Origin of the sequence: Nocardioides halotolerans DSM 19273, from assembly GCF_000422805.1 — a bacterium.
Classification (GTDB): Bacteria; Actinomycetota; Actinomycetes; order Propionibacteriales; family Nocardioidaceae; genus Nocardioides; species Nocardioides halotolerans.
Window position 1 is genome coordinate 224407 of the sequence record NZ_AUGT01000009.1, and the last position, 22390, is coordinate 246796.

23 protein-coding genes are annotated in these 22390 nt (G+C 73.7%); 12 read left to right on the plus strand and 11 right to left on the minus strand.

Features of this window, described 5'->3' with window-relative positions:
• Positions 1-58: 58 nt before the first annotated feature.
• Genes G514_RS28830 through G514_RS24150 form a run of 3 tightly spaced genes read right to left on the minus strand, consistent with a single transcriptional unit; the run spans position 59 to position 3443 of the window.
• Positions 59-1735, minus strand: coding sequence for a hypothetical protein (locus G514_RS28830; protein WP_051246404.1), 1677 nt, complete (start codon positions 1733-1735; stop codon positions 59-61).
• A 57-nt stretch (positions 1736-1792) separates the two neighbouring features.
• Positions 1793-2668 carry a mycothiol synthase gene (gene mshD / locus G514_RS24145; RefSeq protein WP_245582058.1) on the minus strand — a complete coding sequence of 292 codons (876 nt, stop codon included), beginning with the start codon at positions 2666-2668 and terminating at the stop codon, positions 1793-1795.
• A gap of 19 nt (positions 2669-2687) precedes the next feature.
• The gene (locus G514_RS24150; RefSeq protein ID WP_036563166.1) at positions 2688-3443 is read right to left on the minus strand and encodes a response regulator transcription factor; all 756 of its coding nucleotides are present in this window, start codon (positions 3441-3443) and stop codon (positions 2688-2690) included.
• Positions 3444-3563: 120 nt separating this feature from the next.
• Between G514_RS24150 and G514_RS0101050 the strand changes: the two genes are divergently transcribed.
• The 3 genes from G514_RS0101050 to G514_RS28835 all read left to right on the plus strand — a co-directional run bounded on the left by G514_RS0101050 (position 3564) and on the right by G514_RS28835 (position 6373).
• Positions 3564-3839 carry a MoaD/ThiS family protein gene (locus G514_RS0101050; protein WP_028650249.1) on the plus strand — a complete coding sequence of 92 codons (276 nt, stop codon included), beginning with the start codon at positions 3564-3566 and terminating at the stop codon, positions 3837-3839.
• A 132-nt stretch (positions 3840-3971) separates the two neighbouring features.
• Complete coding sequence (locus G514_RS24155) at positions 3972-5453, plus strand: sensor histidine kinase (RefSeq protein ID WP_051246407.1); 1482 nt, start codon at positions 3972-3974, stop codon at positions 5451-5453.
• An 89-nt stretch (positions 5454-5542) separates the two neighbouring features.
• Positions 5543-6373, plus strand: a complete 831-nt coding sequence (locus G514_RS28835) for an SAM-dependent methyltransferase (RefSeq protein ID WP_051246411.1) — start codon at positions 5543-5545, stop codon at positions 6371-6373.
• Positions 6374-6484: 111 nt separating this feature from the next.
• Here G514_RS28835 and G514_RS0101065 read toward each other — a convergent pair whose 3' ends face one another.
• From G514_RS0101065 to G514_RS24165, 3 genes are read right to left on the minus strand one after another with little or no spacing between them, the layout of a single operon-like run.
• Positions 6485-7225 (minus strand): SDR family NAD(P)-dependent oxidoreductase, encoded by a 741-nt coding sequence (locus G514_RS0101065; RefSeq protein ID WP_028650250.1) that lies wholly within the window; start codon positions 7223-7225, stop codon positions 6485-6487.
• A complete protein-coding gene (locus tag G514_RS0101070; protein ID WP_028650251.1) occupies positions 7222-8574 on the minus strand; it encodes a class I adenylate-forming enzyme family protein in 1353 nt (450 codons plus the stop codon). The genes G514_RS0101065 and G514_RS0101070 overlap by 4 nt, the downstream gene beginning before the upstream one ends.
• Positions 8571-8822 carry an acyl carrier protein gene (locus G514_RS24165; RefSeq protein WP_036563167.1) on the minus strand — a complete coding sequence of 84 codons (252 nt, stop codon included), beginning with the start codon at positions 8820-8822 and terminating at the stop codon, positions 8571-8573. Before G514_RS24165 ends, G514_RS0101070 begins: the two co-directional genes overlap by 4 nt.
• A 42-nt stretch (positions 8823-8864) precedes the next feature.
• Here G514_RS24165 and G514_RS0101080 point away from each other — a divergent pair, with 42 nt between their 5' ends.
• The 5 genes from G514_RS0101080 to G514_RS0101105 all read left to right on the plus strand — a co-directional run bounded on the left by G514_RS0101080 (position 8865) and on the right by G514_RS0101105 (position 12790).
• Positions 8865-9560 (plus strand): acyltransferase, encoded by a 696-nt coding sequence (locus G514_RS0101080; RefSeq protein WP_028650252.1) that lies wholly within the window; start codon positions 8865-8867, stop codon positions 9558-9560.
• Positions 9561-9567: 7 nt separating this feature from the next.
• Complete coding sequence (locus tag G514_RS0101085; protein ID WP_028650253.1) at positions 9568-10017, plus strand: TlpA family protein disulfide reductase; 450 nt, start codon at positions 9568-9570, stop codon at positions 10015-10017.
• A gap of 69 nt (positions 10018-10086) precedes the next feature.
• Positions 10087-11334, plus strand: coding sequence for an MATE family efflux transporter (locus G514_RS24170; protein WP_157544541.1), 1248 nt, complete (start codon positions 10087-10089; stop codon positions 11332-11334).
• The gene (locus G514_RS31255; protein ID WP_281167590.1) at positions 11328-11966 is read left to right on the plus strand and encodes a CatB-related O-acetyltransferase; all 639 of its coding nucleotides are present in this window, start codon (positions 11328-11330) and stop codon (positions 11964-11966) included. The genes G514_RS24170 and G514_RS31255 overlap by 7 nt, the downstream gene beginning before the upstream one ends.
• Positions 11966-12790 (plus strand): class I SAM-dependent methyltransferase, encoded by an 825-nt coding sequence (locus G514_RS0101105; RefSeq protein ID WP_084151724.1) that lies wholly within the window; start codon positions 11966-11968, stop codon positions 12788-12790. Before G514_RS31255 ends, G514_RS0101105 begins: the two co-directional genes overlap by 1 nt.
• 5 nt (positions 12791-12795) lie before the next feature.
• Here G514_RS0101105 and G514_RS0101110 read toward each other — a convergent pair whose 3' ends face one another.
• Positions 12796-13653, minus strand: coding sequence for a TylF/MycF family methyltransferase (locus tag G514_RS0101110; RefSeq protein WP_028650255.1), 858 nt, complete (start codon positions 13651-13653; stop codon positions 12796-12798).
• Between the two features lie 54 nt (positions 13654-13707).
• Between G514_RS0101110 and G514_RS0101115 the strand changes: the two genes are divergently transcribed.
• Positions 13708-14919: a hypothetical protein gene (locus tag G514_RS0101115; protein WP_028650256.1), complete on the plus strand. Its 1212-nt coding sequence runs from the start codon at positions 13708-13710 to the stop codon at positions 14917-14919.
• Between the two features lie 82 nt (positions 14920-15001).
• Here the strand turns inward: G514_RS0101115 and G514_RS0101120 are convergent, their stop codons facing one another.
• The 4 genes from G514_RS0101120 to gmd are packed head-to-tail and all read right to left on the minus strand — an operon-like array spanning position 15002 to position 19012.
• A complete protein-coding gene (locus G514_RS0101120) occupies positions 15002-16213 on the minus strand; it encodes a glycosyltransferase family 61 protein (RefSeq protein ID WP_028650257.1) in 1212 nt (403 codons plus the stop codon).
• Positions 16210-17271: a glycosyltransferase gene (locus tag G514_RS0101125; RefSeq protein WP_028650258.1), complete on the minus strand. Its 1062-nt coding sequence runs from the start codon at positions 17269-17271 to the stop codon at positions 16210-16212. Before G514_RS0101125 ends, G514_RS0101120 begins: the two co-directional genes overlap by 4 nt.
• Entirely contained in the window at positions 17268-18041 is a 774-nt protein-coding gene (locus G514_RS24180) for a class I SAM-dependent methyltransferase (RefSeq protein ID WP_051246414.1), read from the minus strand. The genes G514_RS0101125 and G514_RS24180 overlap by 4 nt, the downstream gene beginning before the upstream one ends.
• Positions 18038-19012, minus strand: coding sequence for a GDP-mannose 4,6-dehydratase (gene gmd, locus G514_RS0101135; protein ID WP_028650259.1), 975 nt, complete (start codon positions 19010-19012; stop codon positions 18038-18040). Before gmd ends, G514_RS24180 begins: the two co-directional genes overlap by 4 nt.
• Positions 19013-19294: 282 nt before the next feature.
• Here gmd and G514_RS0101140 point away from each other — a divergent pair, with 282 nt between their 5' ends.
• The 3 genes from G514_RS0101140 (at position 19295) to G514_RS0101150 (ending at position 22352) form a co-directional block, all read left to right on the plus strand.
• Positions 19295-20275 (plus strand): NAD-dependent epimerase/dehydratase family protein, encoded by a 981-nt coding sequence (locus tag G514_RS0101140; protein ID WP_028650260.1) that lies wholly within the window; start codon positions 19295-19297, stop codon positions 20273-20275.
• 17 nt (positions 20276-20292) lie between these two features.
• Positions 20293-21642, plus strand: coding sequence for a glycosyltransferase family 4 protein (locus tag G514_RS24185; RefSeq protein ID WP_084151689.1), 1350 nt, complete (start codon positions 20293-20295; stop codon positions 21640-21642).
• 194 nt (positions 21643-21836) lie between these two features.
• Positions 21837-22352 carry a DUF4395 domain-containing protein gene (locus G514_RS0101150; protein ID WP_084151690.1) on the plus strand — a complete coding sequence of 172 codons (516 nt, stop codon included), beginning with the start codon at positions 21837-21839 and terminating at the stop codon, positions 22350-22352.
• Positions 22353-22390 lie beyond the last annotated feature (38 nt).

Here is a 22390-nt window from a genome sequence, read left to right on the forward strand (position 1 = left end):
GGTGTGGGAGCGCTCCAGACCTGCGAAGTGGGTCACTCGACGCAAGACGCCGGACCGCTCAGCTGCCACCCAGACCAGGGCGCCAGGGCGTGATCGCCTCGACGAACGGCTGCGGGTCGACGAGCCGGGAGTCGATCTCGTACGGCGCCATGCCCTTGCGCAGGAACAGCACCTTCCAGCGCCGCTCGCCCGGCCGGCCGACCATCTCGACCTTGGTGTTGGGGGTGGTGAGGTCGAACCGGCGGTGGCTGTCGCCCTCGTCGACGTGCACGACACCGTGTTCCAGCCACACCTGGCCGGCGGAGCCCTTGGAGCGGCCGACCACGACCACCAGGACGAGGGTGACCGCGCTGGCGACGATGCCCGGTGTGGTCGTGAGCTGGTCGAGGTAGGCCTCGTAGACCGCGGTCGCGGCGGACGCGAGCGCCGCCAGACCGAGCAGCACCGTGATGACCGCCGAGCTGCTGGGCGAGCGGAACTCCACGAGCTCCGGCACCCCCTCGGGCTGGATGCGGGGCGCCGCCGGCTTGGGGGCGGGCTTCGCGGGTGGCGCGGTCACGGCGACGGGAGCCGCGGGCGCCGCCGGAGAGGGGGGTACGACGGGCGGCGCGGCCCGGCGCGCCTGCTCGGCCGCGACCGTCGCCTGCGTCTGCTCGAGCAGCGCGGCGCGAGCCTCCTCCAGTGCGGTGGCGAGCTCCTGGGCGCGGGCCTCGGCGGCGGACCGGTCGGCGAGCGCCTTGGCGGCTGCCTCGGCCTGGGCGCGGGCGTGGGCCTCGGCGGCCTCGCGCTCGAGGCTCGCGCGCAGCGCGGCCTCCTCGGCCTCGCCCCGCGCGAGGTGCGCGGCCTCGGCGGCGGCGGCCGCCTCCCGTGCCTCGCGCTCGACCCGGATCCGGTCGGCGTTCGCGACGGCCATCTGCTCGGCGGTCTCGGAGGCGAGCTGCTCGGCGACGGCGCGCCGCTGCGCCTCGCTGCGAGCCCGGGCGGCCTGCTCACGAGCGGCCTGCTCGGCGGCCTCGCGGCCCCTGGCCGCCTGGGTGGCGGCTGCCTCGGCCCGCGCGGTCTGCTCGGCGTGCCGCACGGCGGCCTGCTCGGCGGCGGCCCGGGCGGCGTGCGCGGCCTCCGCGGCCTCGGTCATCTCCCGGGTCGCGCGCTCGATCTCGCGGCGCACCTTGCGCGGCAGCGTGAGCTCCTGCGCACGCGCGGCCGCGGCCTCGGCGGCCGCGGTGTCGACGTGGGGACGGGCCGGTGCCGGCGAGTAGTAGCCGGTCTTGCGGCGCAGCAGCCCGCGGCGCACCTGGGGGAGCTCGTCGGGGTCGGTCATGCCGTTGGCGAGGGCCTGGGCGATCACCCGCTCGGTGGCGGCCGCAGCGGCGGCCTCGGCAGCCTCGCGTCGCGCCTCGAGCTCGGCGAGCTCCTCGGCCGTGGGCGCGGGCTCGGCCCAGCGCTGGACCTCGATGACGACGCCCTCGTCGCTGGGTTCGTCGATCTCGGCGGTCTCCGCGCTGACGGCCTCGACGTCCGTGCCCTCGTCAGTGGTGTCGTCAGTGGTGTCGCGGGAGATCTCGGCCGAGCGGCGGACCACCTCGGTGGCCTGGCTCTCGTCGAGCTCGCCGAGCTGCGGCGGCTCGGCCTGCTCCTGGTGACGGCGCCAGCGACGCAGGCGCGACCCGCCGGCGGACGGTGCCTCCGCGGGGTCGGAGGGTGTCCGCTCCGCGTCGGAGGTCGCCGAGCTCATCACATCGAGGCTAACGACGCAGCCGCGCCGGGGTGACGAGTTCCGGGCGACGCGGCGTCAGGGGCGGCGGTACTGCACGTGGGTGTCCGCGTCGGCGTGCGTGAAGCCGAGCCCCGCGTAGACGTGCACCGCCGGGGCGTTGTCGGACTCGACGTAGAGCAGCACCTCGGCCGCGCCCTGCCCGCGCAGGTGCTCGAGCCCGGCGAGGGTCAGCACCCGCCCGAGGCCCTGCCCCTGCGCGGCCGGGTCGATCGCGACGACGTACACCTCCCCGAGGTCGCTGCTGTGCTGCTTGGTCCAGTGGAACCCCCGCAGCCCGTCACCCGAGTCGGCGACCAGCAGCCCGGCCGGGTCGAACCACGGCTCGGCCATCCGGGCCGCGAGCCCCTCGGCGTCCAGCGACCCCTGCTCGGGGTGGTGTGCGAACGCCGCGCCGTTGACCCGCAGCACCTCGTCGCGGTCGTCGTCGCGGTAGCCGCGCACGGTGACGCCGTCGGGCACGACGAGGTCGGGCAGCGGCTCGCTGGTCGGGCGCCGCATGACCCACAGCTCGCGGGCGCGGCGCAGCCCGTGCCTCGCGGCGAGGGCCGCGGCGGCGGGGTGGTCGTTGTGCGACCACGCGGTCACCGCGGCGTCGCCCGCCAGCGCCTCGGCGGCCAGCTCGCGGCCCAGCCCGCGCCCCCGGGCAGCGGGGGCGACCGCGAGGTCGACACCGCCGTCGTGCGCGACGGCGAACCCGTCCTCGCCGGCCAGCCAGAGCGTGCTGCCGGCCAGCCCGTGGTTCTTCACCCGCAGCTGGGCGGCCTCGTCGAGAGGGTCCTGCTCGCCCGCGTCGCGGACCGCCGCGCGCACCGCCTCGAGGACGCCGCGCCAGTCGCCCGCCGTGCCGTCGGCCGTGCCTTCGGACCTGCCGTCGTCGATCCGGGTCACCACGCCGCCGACCCTAGGCGAACTACGCGGTGCTGTGCTCCGAGGCCTCGGCGACCTCGGCGACCTCGGCGACCTCCGCGACGGAGTTCGTCGTCTCCTTCGCCGGGATCACGAACCGGTAGCCGACGTTGCGCACCGTGCCGATCAGCGTCTCGTTGTCGGGGCCGAGCTTGGCCCGCAGCCTGCGCACGTGCACGTCGACCGTGCGGGTGCCGCCGAAGTAGTCGTAGCCCCACACCTCCTGGAGCAGCTGCTGGCGGCTGAACACCCGGCCCGGGTGCTGCGCCAGGAACTTCAGCAGCTCGAACTCCTTGAAGGTGAGGTCGAGGTGGCGCTTGCCGATCTTGGCGGTGTACGTCGCGTCGTCGACGATCACCTCGCCGGAGCGGATCACGTGGGCGTCGGGGTCGGCCGCCTCGCGCTGGGCGGTCAGCCGCCCGATGGCGAGCTTGATCCGCGCCTCGAGCTCGGCCGGCCCGCAGGTGTGGAGCAGGACGTCGTCCATGCCCCAGTCATGGGTGACGACGGACAGGCCGCCCTCGGTCGCCACGAGGAGCACCGGGACGTCGGTGCCGGTCGTGCGGATCAGCCGGCACAGGTCGCGGGCGTGGGCGAGGTCCTGGCGCCCGTCGACGAGCAGGAGGTCGGACTCGGGGGCCTCGAGCAGCGCGCTGCCCTCGGCGGGCAGGATCTTGACCTGGTGGCCGAGCAGGGCCAGCCCGGGCAGCACCTCGGCCGAGGGCTGCAGCGCGTTGGTCAGCAGCAGCAGGACGCTCATCTGGACACCAGGCCTCTCCGAGGGAGCGGAGTGGGACCGAGGCACGGCGCTGGGCTCCGGTTCTTCCGAGTTGTCTGAGAAGTTTAGGTACACCCGACCTCACTGTGAAGGAACTCGACCGTGGCTGAGACGAGCGTCATCCGGGTCCGCTACTGGGCCGCCGCCAAGGCTGCGGCCGGCACGGACGCCGATGACCTGCCGGTGACCGGGCCGGCCACGCTGGCCGAGGTGCGGGCTGCGGCGGCCGCTCTGCACCCCGGGACCCGCCTGGCCGAGGTGCTCGCCGCCTGCTCGACGCTGGTCGGTGACCAGCCGGTCGGCCGGGCCGACCCCGCGTCGTACGTCATCGAGCCCGGGGCGGCCGTGGAGTTCCTGCCGCCGTTCGCGGGCGGCTGAGCCCGCCCCGCCCAGCCCTGCGCCGGGTCGCGACGCGGTCACGGTGTCGGCGATTTCGGCCCGCAACGGGCCGCTGTCTGCGACCGTGGACCCGACGCTCGGGCGGTCGGGGTCGCAAGGAGGCGAGAGATCGTGACGACGCAGGTCGCCGGCGGGGAGCAGCTGTGGCAGCTCACCGTCGAACACTCGCCGGTCGGCACGACGCTGGTCGCCCCTGACGGCCGGCTCCTGAGCGCCAACCAGGCGCTCTGCGACATGCTCGGCTACAGCGAGGCCGAGATGCGCGCGCTGACCTTCCAGCAGATCACCCATCCCGACGACCTCGCCGAGGACCTGGCCCTCCTGGAGGCGACACTGGCGGGCCACCGCTCGTCGTACCGCCTGCGCAAGCGCTACCTCCACGCCGACGGCCACGTGGTGCACGGCGACCTGTCGGTGGCGCTGCTGCGCTCGCCCGACGGGACGCCGATCCACTTCATCTCCCAGATCCTCGACGTCACCGAGGCGCACGAGTACGCCGAGCGGCTGGCCGAGACGTCGCGCGCGCTCGATCGCCAGCGGCGCTACCTCGAGGCGATCCTCGACTCCGTCGACGTGGGCGTCGCCGTGCTCGACTCCGACCGCGGCGTCGTGGTCGCGAACCGCCGCCACCAGCAGTTCATCGACCTCGCGCATCCCGAGGGCAGCGAGGACATGGCCGGGAAGCCCGGCGACCTGTTCGCCGAGGGCGGGCGCCAGCTCGCCGCAGACGAGCTCCCCTCCACGAGGGCGGCGCAGGGCGAGGAGTTCGACGAGGTGATCATCTGGGTCGGCGCCGACCCGGTCACCCAGCGCGCGCTGTCGGTGTCGGCCCGGTCGGTGCGGGGCGACGGGGGCGAGTTCTCCGGCGCTGTGCTGGCCTACGCCGACGTCACCGACCTCGCGCGGGCGCTGGCCGCGAAGGACCAGTTCGTGGCCGCGGTGTCGCACGAGCTCCGCACCCCGCTCACCTCCGTGCTCGGCAACCTCGAGCTGGTGTCGGACTCGCCGGACCTGAGCGAGGACGCCCGGGAGCGGCTCCACGTCGTCGAGCGCAACGCCGTACGCCTGCGCGAGCTGGTCGCCGACCTCCTGCTCGTCGCCCAGATGACCGACGGTCGCCTGGAGCTGCACCGGCTGCCGGTCGACCTCGGTGAGATGGTGGTCGAGGCGGCCGACGCGCTGCGACCGTCCGCGCACCGCGCCCGGCTCACCCTCGACGCGCACGTGCCCGAGGAGCCGCTGGTCGCGAAGGTCGACGCACACCGGCTGCGGCAGGTCGTCGACAACCTGCTGAGCAACGCCGTGAAGTACACCGAGCCCGGCGGGTCGATCCTGGTGCGCCTGCGGCAGCGCGGGAAGGTCGTCGAGCTCTCGGTGTCGGACACCGGGATCGGCGTCGCCCCCGAGGAGCACGAGCGGCTCTTCCGGCGGTTCTTCCGCGGCGCCCAGGCCACCCAGCGCCAGATCCCGGGCGCGGGCCTCGGGCTCAGCATCGTGCGCGCGATCGTGGAGGCGCACGGTGGGCACGTGGAGGTGGACAGCATCCACGGACACGGCAGCATCTTCCGCGTCGAGCTCCCCGTCACGCCCTGACCCCTCTCGCCGACTCTCCATTGCTGGTGGATGCGGCTGGCGTCCGGCGCCGCCATGGATTGACAGCCATGGCCTAGGCTCCGGCCACCATGAGCGAGGACTACGAGCCGGCGGCCCACTACGACCGGGTGACCGCCGCGTGGGGGCTGCTGCTCGGGGACGAGCTGCACTACGGCTACTTCGCGACCGGCGACGAGGACCTGCCCGCGGCCACCGCGGCGCTCACCTCGCGGATGATCGACAACGCGCGGTTCGAGCCTGGCCAGCGGGTGCTCGACGTCGGCTGCGGCACCGGCGCGCCGGCGTGCCGCCTGGCCGCCGACCTCGGGGTCGAGGTGCTCGGCATCACCACGAGCGCGGTCGGGGTCGCCGCGGCGACCGGGCGGGCGCGCCGCGCCGGCCTGCCCGGTGCCACGTTCGAGGTGCGCGACGGCACCGACAACCAGCTGCCCGACGCGTCGTTCGACCGGGTCTGGGTGATGGAGTCGTCGCACCTGATGCCCGAGCGCGAGCGGCTGCTCGCCGAGTGCGCCCGGGTGCTGCGTCCGGGCGGCCGGCTGGTGCTGTGCGACCTGGTGCGGCGCCGCGAGATCCCGTTCCTCGAGCTGCGGCAGCGGACCCGGGAGTTCGGGGTGCTGCGCGCGGCGTTCGGGTCGGCGCGGATGGACCCGCTGGCCGACTACGCGTCGTACGCCGAGGCGGCCGGCCTGACCGACGTGCAGACCGAGGACGTCACCACCGAGACGCGGCCGACGTTCGACCGCTGGCAGGACAACGTCGCCGCCCATCGCGACGAGGTCACCGCGATCCTCGGCGCCGAGAGCGTCGACCAGTTCGACGAGTCCTGCGACATCCTGCGTGCGTTCTGGGACGACGGCACCCTCGGCTACGGGCTGGTGACGGCCGTCAAGGTCGGCTAGACGTGTGAAGCCCGATTCGGCGCGAATGCGCCGGATCGGTCTTGTTTCACGCGTGAAACGCGGCCGGATGGGCGCCTTTGCGCTGATCTGGTCTTGGCTGAGCGCCACCCCTCAGGCCGTGAGACCGCCGTCGGCGACGATCACCTGACCGGTGAGGTAGTCCTGGCCGGGCGCGGTGAGGAACTGCACCACCCGCGCGATGTCCGCCGGCTCGCCGAGCCGGCCGGCCGGCGTACGACGCACGATCTGGTCGAGCTGGTCCTCGTCGAGGCCGTGCGACATCTCGGTGCGCAGGTAGCCGGGCGCGACGGAGTTGACCGTGATGCCGCGCGACCCCAGCTCGCGCGCCAGCGCGCGGGTCATGCCGTCGAGGGCGGCCTTGGTCGCGCTGTAGACGACCAGGCCGCGGTAGCCCGACAGGCCGACGATCGAGGAGATGTTGACGATGTGACCGTGGCCGCCCGACAGCATCCGGCGGACCACGAGCTTGGTCATCTGCAGCGTGCCCTTGAGGTTGAGGTCGACGACCGTGTCGACGTCGTCGTCGTCCGCGAGCGCGATGACTCCGTCGCGGGCCACGCCCGCGTTGTTGACCAGCACGTCGACGCCGCCCCAGCGCTCGACGACGGCCTTGACGAACGACGCGCACGCAGCACGGTCGGCCAGGTCGACCTCCTGGAAGAGGAACCGGTCGGCCGCCTCCGACTCCCAGCGCGCCACCTCGTCGGTGCGCGAGCGGGCGCACGTCGCGACCCGGTCGCCGGAGTCGAGGTAGGACTGCACGATCCCGGCCCCGAGGCCGCGGCTCCCGCCGGTGACGATGACGACGCGGCCGGTCGTGGGGTCGGTCATGACGTCCTGCCTCGCAGCAGCTTGCCGCCGTGGGTGTCGATGCTCTCGACGAACGTGATGCTCCGCGGCCGGTGCGCGGGCGGGTCGCCGGCGAACTCCTCGCGGATCGCGGCGTCGACCGCGTCGGCGTCGGCACCGCCGCCGAGCACGACGTCGAGCGCGACCACCTGGCCGACGAGCGCATTCGGCCGGCCGTGCGCGTGGGCGAGGGCGACACCGGGCACGCGGGCGACGCGCTCCTCGATGGGCAGCGGGTGCACCTTCACGCCGCCGACGTTGATGACCTCCGTCGCCCGGCCCCGGAAGTGGATCCGGTCGCCGACCACCTCGACGAGGTCGCCGGTGGCGCGCCAGCCGTCGTCGGGCACGGGCTCGTCGCCGTAGTAGCCGAGCATCGAGGAGCGCGAGCGCACCCACAGCTCGCCATCGAGGATGCGGAGCTCGGCCTCGCCGTCGGTCTCGTCGAGCACGCTGAGCGGCAGCCCGACCTCGCCGTCCCTGACGCTGATGCTGAGCCCCATCTCGGTCGCGGCGTAAAGCTGCGAGATCCGCGCCCGCGAGAACGTCGCGCGCAGCGCCTCGACCACCGCCGACGGCACCGCCTCGCCGCCGAGCGTCACCTGCTCGAGCGGCGGGGGCGGCTCGCCGTCGGTGCGCAGCTCGGCGAGCAGGAAGCGCCAGAACGTCGGCGTGCCGCTGGCGTGGGTGACCCCGAACCGGCGCATCGCCTCGAGCCCGTCGCGCGGCTGGAACGAGCGGCCGGCGGCCAGCGTGGCGCGGGCCGCTGCGACGTGCAGCAGCATCTGCAGCCCGGCGAACTGGTTGGGCGCGTAGGCCAGCAGCCACCGCTGCTCGGGGGTGGGGCGGATGCGGAGGGCGACCCGCAGGATCCGCGACCAGTCGTGCCTCGCGGCCTGGGGGCGGCCGCTGGTGGTGCCGGAGGTCAGCACCAGCAGCGGCCGCGGCCCGTCGGGCACCGGACCGTCCTCCCGCTCTGCGCCGGCCCACAGCTCGTCGGGGCACAGCAGCCCCGGGCCGGGCAGCTCGCGCGTGGTGGCCAGCAGGTCGTGGTCGAGGCGCTCGCGCAGCTCGGCCACGGTCTCCTCGGTGGCGGCCACGGGGTAGACGCACGACTCGACCTGCGCGAGCGAGCAGGCGGCCAGCAGCGCCCAGACCGTCGCGTGGTCGGGGTCGAGCACGGCGAGGCGGCGTACGCCGCGGGCGCGGAGCTCGGCCGCCGCGGTCTCGGCGCGGGCCACCAGCTCGGCGTACGTCGTCACGCCGGCCGCGCTGGCCAGCGCCACGCGGTGGGGTGCCTCCTCCGCGGCCGCGCGGAGCAGCTCGATCATGGCGTCGTGGCGGCCTCGTAGAACGCCAGCACGTCGCCCACGGTCTGGGGGAGGTCGCCGCCCGCCGAGAACGGGTCGCGGCCGTAGGTGTCCTCCAGCACGACGGACAGCTCGGCGGCCTCGAGCGAGTCGAGCGCGAGGCCGTCGCCGAAGAGTGCGAGGTCGTCGGGCAGGTCGTCGCGCCCCTTCTTGACGCGCACCAGGAAGTCGCTGACGGTCTGGCGCACGGTGGTCGTCTCGCTGCTCACGAACCGCAAACGAGCCGGATTCCAGATGGCTACGATCCCCGGGTGCAGCTCCTCTGGGCGCTCCTGGTCTGCTACCTGCCCTCGCCCCTGGCGAGGCGGGTCGCCAGGGTCGCCCTCGGCTGGGACATCCACCCCACGGCGTACCTCGGCCGGAGCCTGATCCGCGTCGGCCACGTGAGCATGGGGCCGCGCGCGATCATCGGCCCGCGCAACAACATCCGCGGCCTGTCCGAGCTGCGGATGGCCGAGGACAGCAACATCGCGACCCGCAACTCGATCACCGCGTTCCCCAAGGCCGCGGAGCTGTCGAAGGACGTGTTCCCGCACTCGCCGGACCGCGAGCCGGTGCTCGTCCTCGGCGTCGGCGCGAAGGTGACCGACAACCACGAGATCGACTGCTCCGACCGCGTCGAGCTGGGTCGGCACGCGGCGCTCGCCGGGTTCTCGTCGCAGGTCCTGACCCACAGCCTCAACCTGGTCACCGACCGGCAGACCACCGGCGCGGTCGTGCTCGGCGACCACTGCGCGGTGATGTCGGGCTGCATCCTGCAGAGCGGCACCCGGGTCCCGGCGCGCGCGATCATCTCGGCCGGCTCGGTGGTGACGACGAGGCTGACCACCGAGCAGGCGCTCTACCGCGGCAACCCGGCCGAGCTGGTGCGCGAGCTGCCCGACCACCTCGCCTACTTCCACCGCGGCGAGGGGCCGGCGGAAGAACTCGACGCCGGCGCTGGTTGACCACGACGTGAGCAGCGGGATGTACGTCGTGCTGGCCGCGGTGCTGGTCGCGCTCGCGGCCGGCGGCGCGCTGGCGCTGCGCAACGGGCGGTTCCGCGGCACCCACGCCGTGCGCGGGGCGGAGGAGGCGAGCGGAGCGGGCCCGGCCTCGGCCTTGGAGGGCTCGCCGTGGCAGGAGCAGCTCGGCGAGCGGGCCACGCTGCTGCAGTTCTCCTCGGCGTTCTGCGCGCCGTGCCGCGCGACCCGCCGCGTGCTGACCGACGTCGCCGAGCAGGTGCCGGGCGTCATCCACATCGAGGTCGACGCGGAGCACCACCTCGACGTCGTACGCCGGATGGGCATCCTGCGCACCCCGACCACGCTGGTGCTCGACGCCCGGGGCCACGAGGTCGTCCGGGCCTCCGGAGCGCCGACCAGGGCGCAGGTCTACGACGCGCTCGCCGCCGCGCTTCCCTGACCCGGCGTGACACCCGGCTCCGGTGGCCGTTGACTCCCCGTGTCCACGGCGACGGGAGAGCAGGTGAGCGTGAGCGACGGCGCGCCGTCCTCGGCCGGCCGCCGGCTGCGGACGATCACCGTCGACCAGGCGATCTCCAGCGCGTCCAACGTCCTCGTCTCGGTCCTGGCCGCCCGGGCCCTCGGGGTGTCCGACTTCGGGTGGTTCGGGCTGGTGCTCATCACCTACGTCGCCACGCAGGGAGCCGCGCGCGCCCTCGTCGGTGAGCCCCTCCTCGTCCGGCCCGCGGAGGCGGAGAGTCGCCCGGGCGAGGCGATCGGCACCGGGCTGGTGCTCTCGGCCGGCATCGCCGTCCTGGTGGTCGCCGTCGGCCTGCTCACCTCGCTGGCGCAGCGCGACCTCGGGCTCGGACTGGTGGCGCTGGGCGTCTTCATCCCGCTGGTCTTTCTGCAGGACCTCGGCCGCTACCTCGCCTTCGCGACCCACCGGCCCGGCCGGGCGCTGGTGCTCGACCTGACCTGGCTCGGACTGCTGGTGGTCGCGGTCGGAGCCGTGCTCGTCTCGGGCTCGGAGAGCCTCGTGGTCTTCGTGGTCGCGTGGGCCGGGTCGGGCGCGGTCGCCGGGCTGCTGACGCCGCTGCCCTACCGTCGTTCCCCCGTCCGGCTGGGCCTCGGCTGGCTGCGGGAGACCTGGCCGTTCTCGTGGCGCTACGCGCTGTCGTTCGCGTCGATGCAGGCCGCGTCGCTCGGCGTCTCGGTCGCGATCGTCGGCATCGCGGGGTCGCGGGCGCTGGGCGCGGTGCGGGGGGCGCTCCTGCTGCTGGGCCCGTTCACGCAGCTTCAGGCGGCGGCGATCGCGGCCGGGGTCGCCGAGGTGTCGCGGATGCCGGCCGAGGCCGCGGCGGTGGCGCGGCACGTGCGGCGTACGACGGCCCTGACCGCCGGCGCCGCGGTCGCGAACGCCGTGGTCCTGCTGCTGCTCCCCGACGCCCTCGGCCGGCTGGTGCTCGGCGCGACGTGGGCGCCGACCGAGCGGCTGCTGTGGCCGGCGTGCGTGCAGATGGTGATGCTCGGGCTGATCAGCGGCGTCCGGTCGGCGCTGCTCGGGCTCAAGGTCGTGCGCACCACCACCGCCCTCGACGTGTCCGGCACGGCGATCACGCTCGGCGCGACCGTGGTCGGCGCGTTCGTCGACGGGTCGCTGGGAGCGTTCTGGTTCCTCGCGGCGGGGCAGGCCGTCGTTGCGATCATGTGGTGGGGTGCCTACCTCCGCCGCGCCCACCCCGACCCCTCGAGGAGCGAGCAAGTCCCGTGCTGACCTTCCTCCGCTGGCTGCGCCACGCCCTGCGGCGCGCCCATGACGCCGTGATCGGGGCGAACCTCGCCCAGCAGCGCCGGCTCGTGAAGCAGGGCCGGATGACGATCGGCCAGCACACCTACGGCATCCCCGTGATCAAGAGCTACGACCACGACACGACCAGGCTGGTCGTGGGCTCCTACTCCGCCCTGTCGGAGGAGGCGATCGTGATGCTCGGCGGCGAGCACGCGATCGACCGGGTCACGACCTTCCCGCTGCGGATGCGCTTCAAGCTGCCCGGTGCGGGGCAGGACGGCATCCCCGTGCCGACCGGTGACACCCGCATCGGCAGCGACGTCTGGCTGACCATGCGGACCTTCGTGCGCAGCGGCGTCACCATCGGAGACGGCGCGATCATCGCGTCGGGCGCGGTGGTCAACAGGGACGTCCCGCCCTACGCCATCGTGGGCGGCAACCCGGCCAAGGTGATCCGCTACCGGTTCAGCGAGGAGCAGATCGCGGCGCTGCTCGAGATCCGGTGGTGGGACTGGCCCGACGACCTGGTGCTCGAGGCGGTGCCACTGCTCAGCGGCACCGACATCGACGAGTTCATCTCGTGGGCCCGCGACCAGCGGGCGAAGGGGCGCTGCTGATGAGCGACGTGCCGCTCCCGGACGAGCAGGTGCTGCGGGCGCAGGACCAGGCGCACGCCGAGGGCCACGACTACGTCAAGGGCTCGCCGCACCTGCGGCACCCGAGGCTGCGCGCCGACATCGAGGCTCGGCTGAGCCGGTTGGTCCGCGACGCGGTCGCGCGCACCGGTGGCTGCCGGGTGCTCGAGATCGGCGCGGGTCACGGCACCTTCACCCACACGCTTCTGGCGGCCGGTGCCACGGTCACCGTCACCGAGGCCAGCAAGGCCAGCGCCGAGCACCTGGCCCACGAGTTCGCGGGCGACGAGCGGGTCCAGGTCGTGCACGACGAGAGCGGCACGTTCCTGCTCGACCAGGCCGCACGCTGGGACCTCGCCGTGCTCATCAGCGTCGTCCACCACATCCCCGACTACCTCGCGTTCTTCCGCGGGCTGCAGGACGTGGTGGCCGTGGGCGGCGCGATCTTCACCGTCCAGGACCCGCTCTGGTACCCTCGCCGCTCGCGGACCTCACACCTGGTCAGCCGGGGCGGCTACTTCGCCTGGCGGCTCGCGCAGGGCAACTACCGGCGCGGGCTTGCGACCCGGGTACGCCGGCTGCGCGGCGGCTACAGCGAGACCGCCGAGTCCGACCTGGTCGAGTACCACGTGGTCCGGCAGGGTTGCGACGAGCAGGCCATCGAGGCGCTGCTCGCGGAGCGGTTCGACGTCGAGGTCTTCACCTACTGGTCCCACCAGTCGCCGCTGCTGCAGCACGCCTTCGAGCGCGGCCGGCTGCGCTCCGACTTCGGGGTCGAGGCGACGCGCCGCCGGCGTCCCGACTAGCCCCCTCAGCTCTTGCGCCAGTAGGCGCCGAACTCGTCGATCTGGACGATCTCGTCGGTGATCCCGTGCCGGGCGCGGTAGTCGTGCACCGCCTGGCCGGCCTGCGAGGCGTGGCTGCCGAAGTCGTCGATGATGCAGAAGCCACCCGGGGACAGCTTGGGGTAGAGCGGCTCGAGCGCCTGGATGGTCGACTCGTACATGTCGCCGTCGAGGCGCATCAGGGCGAGCCGCTCGACCGGTGCCGTCGGGAGCGTGTCCTTGAACCAGCCCACCAGGAACCGCACGCGGTCGTCGAGCAGCCCGTAGCGCTCGAAGTTGTGGCGCACCTGGTCGGCACCGACGGCGAGACCGGTCTGCTCGTGCAGCCGGTCGCCCGCGTCGGCCGGGTAGCGCGCGGCGTCGGGGGCGGGCAGCCCCTCGAACGAGTCGGCCAGCCACACGGTCCGCGTCGTGTCGCCCCACGCCCTCAGGTTGGCCTTCATGAAGATGCACGCACCGCCGCGCCAGACGCCGGTCTCGATGAGATCGCCCGGCACGTCGTCGGCGACGATCTGCGCGATGCACTCCTGGATGTTGGTCATCCGGCGCAGCCCGATCATCGACTCCGCCCGGGACGGCCAGTCGAGGCCGTTCTCGCGCAGCGTCGGGTCGTAGGGCTTCTTGTAGGCGATCTCCAGGTTGGCCTTCTGCGCGAGGTCGCCGACGGCCGCGGCCACCCGCTTCTTGAAGGACGGTGAGCCGGCGGTCCGCACGCCCCCGAGGATCGAGTCGTTGTCCTCCGCCAGGGCGCCCGTCAGGCTGCGCTTGGTCAGGTCGAGGTAGAGCGAACGCAGCTCGGCGGTGAGCGCCGCGGAGCCGGCCATGGAGTCGAGCACGGTAGGACAACGCCGACGTGGACGGACCGTTACTGTGCAGCCGTGCCGGACCAGCGGATGGCCTACTGCACCATCTTGTCGACCAACTACCTCGCCAAGGCACTCACGCTCGCCGACACCCTGCAGCGGCACCACCCGGGGGCCCGGCTGACGGTCCTGGTCATCGACTCCCCGGATGCCGCGCAGCTCGCCGGCGTGCGCCGGGACGGCGTGGACGTCGTCGGCACCGACGTGCTCGGGCTGCCCCACCGCGACGTGCTGCGGCTGGCGACGATCTACGACCTCGTGGAGTTCGCGACGGCGGTCAAGCCGCTGCTGCTCAAGGGGCTGCTCCAGGGCGCCGACCAGGCGGCGTACCTCGACCCCGACACCTACGTCACCAGCCCGATGACCGAGCTCTCGCCGGCGCTCGAGGCGACCGAGGGCGGCATCCTGCTGACCCCGCACTTCCTGGAGCCGGTGCCGCCGGACGCGGAGCTCCAGGAGACCCACCTGCTCACGGTCGGCGTCTACAACCTCGGCTTCTGCGCGGTGGACCGCAGGGCGCTGCCGTTCCTCGACTGGTGGTGGGGGCACCTCGTCGACGAGTGCCTGTGGGAGCCGCTCTCCGGGCTGTTCGTCGACCAGAAGTGGTGCGACATCGGGTCGGTCATGTTCCGCGCCGGCGCCTGGCAGCACCGGGGCTACAACGTCAGCGTGACCAACCTCCACGAGCGGCCGCTGATGCTCGACGGCGAGGGGTTCGGCTTCGTGGGGCACCCCGACCGGCTCCGGCTCTTCCACTTCCATGCGTTCGACACCGCAGCTCCCACCGAGCTCTCGACCCGGCTGGCGTCGTCCACCGCACACCTGCGGACCGAGGGCACCGCGATCGACGCGCTCTGCCGCGAGTACGCCGCCGCGCTGGTCGAGCACGAGCGCTCGCTCCCGGCCGCGGCGCCGTACCCCTACGCCACCGACGCCCGCGGCCGGACCATCTCGCGCCACCTGCGGCGCGCCTGGCGGATCCAGGCCGGCGACCTGCCCGAGGGCGCCGACCCGCTGCCCTCGCCCTTCCTCGCCGAGGAGGCGGACGCGTTCGAGGCCTGGCGGCGCCGCGCCCTCAAGACCGAGGCCAGGGAGCTCGCCGGCGATGTCATGAAGAGCGCCCGCCTGGCCTTCCCCGACGAGTACGGCCGCCTCCGCAAGCGGTTCCCCCAGGTCGCCGACGCCGTCCGCGGCAGGGTGTTCAGACCCGGCGGGATCTGGAAGTAGGGGCCGGGCCGCCGGCCCGGGACCGATAGTCCCTGACGAGATGGCGGCCGACACGCCGTAGGCGGCGTCAGGACGTCAGGGACTATCGGGCCGTGAGCTGGTCGAGCGCCGCGAGCACGCGTTCCGGGGGGATCGAGATGTCGCGGAGGACGCCGGTCATGGGGGTGGCGGCGCGGGGGTCGGGGTCCCCGGCGACGAGGTAGCGGTAGCCGATGCCTGCCGTGTCGGCGATCGCCCAGTAGCAGGGGTTGACGTAGTCGGGGGCGAACAGCTCGAGCAGGCGGGCGCCCGGCCGGGCGAAGACCAGGTTGGCCAGGGCGGCGCCGTGCGGGGCGACGATCGTGTCGGCGGCCGCGAAGTGGTCGATCTGCTCCTGCACCGAGACCGTGCCGGGGTCGAGGCGGGCGAAGCCGCGCTCGGCCAGCCGCGGCCACAGCTCGGCCTCCTCGACGTAGCGCCGGGTGTTCGGCGCGTCGCCGCGGGTGACATAGAGGCCGCGGGGGTACGCCGACAGGTCGGCCGAGGGCCGCAGGTGCGTGCGCAGCCAGTCGACCACCCAGCGCGGTGCCATCAGGTCCTGGTTGGGCGTCGAGGGGACCAGCAGCCGGTCCGGGGCGAGGCACGCGTGCTTCGCGACCTCGACGACGGGCAGGGCGTCGAGCCCGGTGAGCGCGAGCAGCTGGCGCTGGTAGCCCGTCCGCGTCGAGAGGTAGACCCCGTCGACCTCGACGTCGGGGCAGGCCTCGCGGAAGATCCCCCAGCGGGGCAGCAGGTCGGTGAGGAAGTGGTAGTAGTTCGTCGCGGTGCCGCGGGTGGCGAGGGAGAGCAGCGTGCCCGCGAAGGGCTGCGGCTCGGGCAGCCGGGGTCGCAGGAAGACCGGGTGCTCGCGCCAGGAGCCGATCCCGAAGTAGCCGCTGGTCTCGTAGTCGAGCACCCGGCCGGGTGCGATCGCCGCGGCGTAGTCGCCGACCAGCAGCCCCCCGCGCACGTCGAGGACGTAGCGGGCCGACACCGTCCGGTGCAACCAGGGCTCGAAGGCGGCGTGCCCGGCCGGCTCACCCGCGGGCATCGCCCGGTCGAGGGTCTCGGGCGGCCCCCCTGGGTGCAGCACGACGTGGTCCGGGTCGAGCGCGGCCGTCTCGGCCGAGGTGGCCGTCGCGGACGTCGGGAGCGACCGGTCGCCGCTGCGCCGCGACGTGAGGCGGAAGACCGCCCCGAGCAGCCGGGTCGCCAGTCGGTGCAGCCGCTTCACGAGCGGCCAGAGGGGCTGCAGACGGCGGGGGAGCCGGCTCACCGGAGCCCCTCCAGCAGCGCCCGCGTCGCGCGGGCGGACCGCTCCCAGGTGAAGGTCGAGCCGTGGGCCCGGGCCGCCTCGAGCGCCGCCGCGTCCATCGCGCGCGCCCGTCGGACCGCGTCGGCCACGGCCGTCGGGGTCCAGGCCGAGGCCGTGGCCGCGTGGCCGCCGGCCGCCTCCACCGTGCCCGGGTCGGGGCCGATCACGACGGGCTTGCCGAGCGTCATCGCCTCCACGATCGGGAGCCCGAACCCCTCGAGGTCGGAGGGGTAGACGACCAGCTCGGCGGCCGCGACGGTGGCGCGGAACGCCTCTTCCGGCAGGTAGGCCGCCAGCTCGACCCACGGGTCCAGCCCCAGCCGCCCGACCCGTGCGGCCAGCGCGGCCCGGTCGCCGGCGGAGAGCCCCAGGACGGTCAGCCGCGGCGGCTCGCCGTGGCGGGCGAGCTCGGCCCACGCGTCGACGACCAGGCCGGGGTTCTTGTTGGTCTGGTGGCCGAACGCGATCGCGGGGCCGGCGCGGCCGGGTGCGGGCCAGTCGAGGGCGTGGTCCGCACCGTGGTGGACGACGGCGGCCGGCCTCGCCGCCGTGGACGGGTGCAGCCGGTGGAGGTCGTCGAGGGTCCGCTGCGAGACGGCCACGAAGCCGTCGGCCACGGCGTAGGACCGCCGGTAGGCGCCCCAGCGCAGCGCGCGCCGGCCGCGGCCGAACTGCTCGGGCCGCAGCTCATGGCGCAGGTCGTGCACGACGACGGCGAGCGGCGCACCGGGGTGCCGCAGCGTCGTGGTCGGGTTGGTGGCCAGCACCGCGTCCGCGCGGTGGGACCGGGCCAGCGCCGGGACGGCGCGGGTCTGGGCGACGGGCCGGCCGACGACCGACGGACCGGCCACCCGCAGCTCGTGCCGCTCGTGGCTCGCGGTGTCGACCGTCGAGCCGGGCGGCACGACGACCAGCAGCCGGTCCTCCGGGAACGCTGCCGCCCACGCCGGCAGGAGCTGGTCGACGTACGTGCGGATCCCGCCGTAGTCCGCCGCGGCGGCGTCCACGAGCAGCCTCACGGGGCCGTTTTCCGGCCGGCCTTCTGCACGAAGATCATCAGCGTGGGTGCGAGCCGGCTGGGGGTCAGCCGGTCGACGCCCGCCGCCAACCGCCAGGCGGTCGGCGAGCTCCCGAAGTAGCGCGGCTCGCTGGCGTGGCCGTAGACGTGCACCGCGTGCGGGGCGAACAGCCGGCGCAGGTCCCTGCGGGTGTTCATCTCGTAGCGCACGGGGAAGACGTCCTCGGCCAGCCGTCCCGGCTGGAGCTTCCTGAGCACGGGCACGTGCAGGCGGTTGGGGACGGCCCGGGCGGCGAGGCCGATCATCCCCCACTTGTTGGGCGTCCGGGCGGCCAGCCAGCCACCCGGCTTGAGCACCCGCAGGATGTCTGCTGCCACCTCGGGTGCGTCTTCGCGGTTGACGTGCTCGAGCACGTGGTCGGCGATGACGAGGTCGAAGGTGCCGGGCTCGAACGGCAGCGGGTCGCCCAGGCCGACCACGTGTGCCTCGTCGAGGGTCGGGTTGGTCATGACGACGGGGTCGACGTCGGTGCCGACGACGCGACCGACCCGGCCGCGCAGCGTGCGCAGCCGCCGGTGCAGCTCCGTGGTGCCCTCGAGGGCCCAGACGCCGCGGCCGGCTCCGAAGTCGAGCACCTCGCTCTCATCGTCGACGAGGGTGCCGATCCGCGTGTAGAACTCGACCAGCCCGTCGAGCTTCGTGTAGCCACCGACGTTGGCCTCGGGGTAGAGCCGCACCAGCGGGGGCGGCGGCTCGAACTCGTCGCTCATGCCTTGAGGAGCCGGGACAGCTGCTCGATGTCCGCGTCGACCATCAGCTCGGCCAGCCGGTCGGCGTTCGTCTCGGCCTTCCAGCCGAGCACCTCGCGAGCCTTGGAGGCATCGCCGATCAGCGCGTCGACCTCGGTGGGCCGCTCGTACTGCTCGTCGTAGGTGACGTACTGCTCCCAGTCCAGCCCGGCGTGCGCGAACGCCGCCCGGACGAACTGGCGCACGGTGCGGCCCTCGCCGGTCGCGAGGACGTAGTCGTCCGGCTCGTCGTGCTGGAGCATCCGCCACATCCCCTCGACGTACTCCGGCGCGTAGCCCCAGTCGCGGACCGCGTCGAGGTTGCCGAGGTGCAGCGAGTCGCGTGCGCCGAGCACGATCGCCGCGACGCCGAGCGTCACCTTGCGGGTCAGGAAGCTCTCGCCCCGGCGGGGGGACTCGTGGTTGAACAGGATCCCCGAGACCGCGAACAGGTCGTAGGCCTCGCGGTAGTTGACCGTCACCCAGTGCGCGTAGAGCTTCGCGGCGCCGTACGGCGAGCGGGGGTAGAACGCCGTGCGCTCGTGCTGCGGCGGCGGGCTCGCACCGAACATCTCCGAGGTCGACGCCTGGTAGTAGCGGCAGTCGAGTCCCGCGGCGCGGATCGCCTCGAGCAGCCGCAGCGCGCCGGTGCCGTCGGTCGACGCGGTGTACTCCGGCATCTCGAAGGAGACCTTGACGTGGCTCTGCGCGCCGAGGTTGTAGACCTCGTGCGGCTCGACCTGGTGGATGAGGTTGACCAGGCTGACGCCGTCGGTCAGGTCGCCGTAGTGCAGGTGCAGGTCGGGGCTGTCGATGTGGTCGATCCGGCCCCGGTTGATCGTCGAGGCGCGCCGGACCAGGCCGTGGACCTCGTAGCCCTTCGCCAGCAGCAGCTCGGTGAGGTAGGACCCGTCCTGGCCGGTGATGCCTGTGATGAATGCGCGCTTGGCCACGCGTACGTGCTCCGTCCTGAGGGTGTCGATGACCCCGGCGGTGGTGAGGATATGTGGTCGTGCGGGGAGGCAACGCGCGATCCCCCGGTGGCGTCCCGGGCGGCACGAGAGGTGGTCTGGACCGGAGCGCGGGCACACCGGGACCGCGCCGGCCGGACGGCTGGTCCATAACCGGTGCGCCTCGGGCTCGTTGGGTCACTGATCGCGACCCCGTCTCCATGGGGTCGGCGCGGCATCTCGGGGCTGCGCGTGCCCGGTGGTCCCACAGTCGAGGAGACATCCATGAGCGAGCCCGTCGACGTCCTCGTGGCCGGTGGCGGCGGCTTCATCGGTGGCCACCTGGTGCGCGACCTGCTGAGCCAGGGGCGCAGCGTCCGCGTGGTCGACGTGAAGCCCCGGTCCGAGTGGCACCAGGTGCACCCCGACGCCCAGAACGTCGTCGCCGACCTCTCGGTACTCGACGACGCGATGGCGCAGACGGCGGGCGCCCGCGAGGTCTACATGCTCGCGGCCGACATGGGCGGCATGGGCTTCATCGAGAACAACAAGGCGCTCTGCATGCTCACGGTGCTCACCAGCACGCACATGCTGCAGGCCGCGCGGCAGCACGAGGTCGAGCGCTACTTCTACTCCTCCTCGGCGTGCGTCTACGCCGCCGACAAGCAGACCGACACCGACATCACCGCGCTGAAGGAGTCCGACGCCTACCCGGCCATGCCCGAGGACGGCTACGGCTGGGAGAAGCTGTTCACCGAGCGGATGTGCCGCCACTTCCTGGAGGACTTCGGCCTCACCACCCGGGTGGCGCGCTACCACAACGTCTACGGCCCGCACGGCACCTGGACCGGCGGCCGCGAGAAGGCGCCGGCCGCGATCTGCCGCAAGGTCGCCACTGCGGCGATCACCGGCGAGCACCGCATCCCGATCTGGGGCGACGGCGAGCAGACCCGGAGCTTCATGTACGTCGACGACTGCGTGCGCGGCAGCCAGATGATCCTCGAGGGCGACAGCCCCGAGCCGGTCAACCTCGGCAGCTCCGAGCTGGTCTCGATCAACGGCCTCGTCGACATCGTCGAGGGCATCGCCGGCATCCGCTGCCAGCGCGAGTACCAGCTCGACGCGCCGCAGGGCGTGCGCGGGCGCAACAGCGACAACACCCAGATCCTGGCGACCTACGGCTGGGAGCCCTCGATCACGCTGCTCGACGGGCTCGAGCAGACCTACCGCTGGGTCTTCGACCAGGTGAAGCGCTCGCTCGGCTGAGCGACCACCACACACCGATGCGCATCCTGGTCCACGACTACGCCGGCCACCCGTTCCAGGCCGAGCTCAGCTCGGAGCTGGCCCGCCGCGGTCACGACGTCACGCACTCCTACTGCGCGGCGTACGTCTCCGGCAAGGGGAAGCTCGACGACCCCGGCTCCCCGGTCGAGTTCGAGGCGATCGGGCGCGGCGAGGTCGTCGACAAGCTCGCGTTCAGGAAGCGGATCGTCCAGGAGCTCAGGTTCGGCGTGCAGCTGGCCCGGCAGGTGCGCCGGCGGCGGCCCGAGGTCGTGATGGTCGCCAACACCCCGGTGCCGTCGATGGTCCTGCTCGCGGCCTACCTGCGGCTGCGGCGGATCCCGCTGGTGCTCTGGCACCAGGACGTGCAGGGCATCGCGATCCAGTCCTTCGCCGGCGCCAAGCTCGGCCGGGCCTTCCGGCTCGTGGCCGGCGTCGTCGGTCGCGGCGAGCGCTGGGTCGCCCGCCGGTCGGCGGCGGTCGTGGTCATCGCCGAGTCCTTCGTCGACGTGCACCGTCGGTGGGGCACCGCCGACAGGACCACGGTGATCCCCAACTGGGCGCCGCTCGACGAGATCGTGCCCACGGATCGGGACAACGCCTGGGCCCGCCAGCAGGGCATCGCCTGGAAGCCGAGCCTCGTCTACTCCGGCACCCTCGGGCTCAAGCACAACCCGGCGCTCCTGGTCGGCCTGGCACGGCAGGTGCGCGACGCCGGGGTGCCGGTGCACCTGACCGTGGTGAGCGAGGGGCCGGCGCTCGACGTGCTGCGCGCGGAGGCCGAGCGGCTCGACGTGCCGATCACGCTGCTGCCGTTCCAGCCCTACGAGCGGCTGCCCGAGGTGCTCGGCAGTGGCGACGTCCTCGTGGTGCTGCTCGATGCGTCCGCGGGCGCCTTCTCGGTGCCGTCGAAGACGCTCTCGTACCTCTGCGCCGGCCGTCCGGTGCTCGGCCTGATGCCGGCCGAGAACCTCGCGGCGACCCTCGTCGCGGAGGTCGACGGCTGCGTGCTGCCGCCGGTCGACGGTGCGCTGCCCGAGGCCGGCCGGTGGGTCGCGTCGGTGCTCACCGACGGCGTACGCCGCGAGGAGCTCGGCCGCAGGGCCCGGGCCCTGGCCGAGCGGGAGTTCGCCCTCGACGGGTGCGCAACGCGGTTCGAGGAGATCCTGGGGCGGGCTGTGGGGGTGCCGGTCGTGCGGCAGTTTCACCGGGTACCCGGTGAAACTGGCGCTGACCGCAAGGAACTCCATCCGGTCAGCGCCAGTTTCGTGGGGGCAGCCCGGACCGCGACGAATCTCGATCTCGACATACGAGACGACAGTCCACTGACTGAGATTCGCACTGGGTAGCCCTTACGCCGGCACCTACTCTCGAATCGTGTCCACGACCTGGCTGACGAAGCGGCGCGCAGTCGACCACTGCCGCGTGCGCTCGTCCCTGTGTCGGCTCTCCTGACGACACCGCCTCCCTCCGGTCCTTCCTGACCACCCGCGGTGTCGTCGTGCGCCGGGCCCTGCCCGCCAACCCGCGACCCAGGAGAGTCATGACCACCACCGACCACAGCCCCGGCCTCACGGCGGCGCGCCCGAGCACGGACGCAGCCGTGCGGGGCGCGGTGCAGGACGCGGCCGGCATCGACCCGCGCGGCCCGCAGGTGACCGCCGCGATCACGGCCGTCGTGCTGGTCGTCGTCCTGCTGCTGCCCAGCCCCTGGGCGGCGGTGCTGACCGGCGTCCAGGCCGTGCTGTTCGCCGTCGGGGCGACCCGCGGCGTCCAGCACACCCCGCACGCCTGGGTGTTCCGCACCCTCGTGCGGCCCCGGCTGGCCGCGCCGGACGACCTCGAGGACCCGGCGCCGCCGAGGTTCGCGCAGGGCGTCGGGCTCGCGTTCACGCTCGTGGCGCTCGTGGCCTTCTCGATCGGGCAGGGCGTCGGCGGCGTGACCCTGCTCGGCCAGGTCGCGATCGGGTTCGCCCTCGTCGCGGCGCTGCTCAACGCGGTCTTCCGGCTCTGCCTGGGCTGCGAGCTCTACCTGCTCCTCAAGCGGGCCACCGGCTGACGCCGGCCCCACCCACCACGCCAACGCACCACCGACCA